This window comes from Thiothrix caldifontis, assembly GCF_900107695.1.
Taxonomy (GTDB): Bacteria; Pseudomonadota; Gammaproteobacteria; order Thiotrichales; family Thiotrichaceae; genus Thiothrix; species Thiothrix caldifontis.
Genome location: NZ_FNQP01000062.1, coordinates 1 through 1138 on the forward strand (window position 1 = coordinate 1; position 1138 = coordinate 1138).

1 protein-coding gene is annotated in these 1138 nt (G+C 37.8%); it reads right to left on the reverse strand.

Annotation, left to right across the window (positions count from 1 at the left end; genetic code table 11):
* Positions 1-492 precede the first annotated feature (492 nt).
* A complete protein-coding gene (locus tag BLV87_RS18930) occupies positions 493-1011 on the reverse strand; it encodes a hypothetical protein (RefSeq protein WP_093071210.1) in 519 nt (172 codons plus the stop codon).
* Positions 1012-1138 lie beyond the last annotated feature (127 nt).

The window sequence follows — 1138 nt, forward strand, 5'->3', positions numbered from 1 at the left end:
TAGCGTGCCATGCCTGTCTACTCATTCTGGTGCTTGCGATGCCTGATTATCCCACAAAATGGCGGTTCGGAGGGTTTTTCTACAGCCTCAACGTCAAATTTGACGGGCGCGGCGGGGAGTAGTTAAATCAGCGTTGCGGCCTGTCACCGCGTCCGTCGTCGAGAATATCGTTAGATTTATATGCCTAATTATTGAGTTTTCTTTCTACAAGTTTCTGATCCTTCTGGGTATCCTGCATCTCGTAAACACTTTGCAAATAAACGATCACGCTTAACACTTGAGACGGGTAAAGTGAAATCATAGCACTCTCTATATTTAATATTATAATCCTGATGACAGTTATCTGACTCAGTGGATACTTTTTGTGTATTGTGGCTTGGTGGTGGAACTATAATAGTTACAGGCGGTGAAGATGGTGAGATATATACTGGTGGCGGTGGAGAAGATTGACACCCAGCCACTGATAACGAGGATATAAATAAAAAATAATATTTATATGGTCTTTGCTTGCTGTTTTGCATTTGCATAAATAACATCATTATCTGTGTATCCTTTTGCTATGAAACAAGAGTAGCGTTCTTCAAGTCTTTGAACTTGGTTTGTAATTCCTTTGTAAATAACCATTTCTGTACAGCTATCAATATCTTCTTGTATTTTTTTATCTATTTCTGCAATTTTTTGTTTTATTTCACTTTCTGGTTTTGAAAAATCAATATTATGTTCTGCTGCAAAAGCAGCAGGGAAAAAAGTATTTAAAACCATTTCTCCTGCATTATTGACTGAAACTTGCACATATTCTTTGGCAGGGTCTGGACTGGTAAATAATTCCTTTACAACTGATTCTAATCCTAATATGGCAACCTTTTCAATTAATGATCTTACAAAGCTAGTAGGAGTTTGAGGAGAGCCTGAATCAAATTTGGTTGTGGAATTATTAGATGGGGAGAAAATATTAATAAGGATGAATATTAAAACACCCCATCCCCACCATGGCATTTTCTCTTTTTCCATATTAATTTCTCACATTTGAAATGGATGATTTTATCTAACGAGGGTGTAGAAAAACCCGAATCTGATCATCCCATCCAGACCGGTCAGTCATTTTTTTGAACACCCCATACGGCTGACAGGCTTCTTC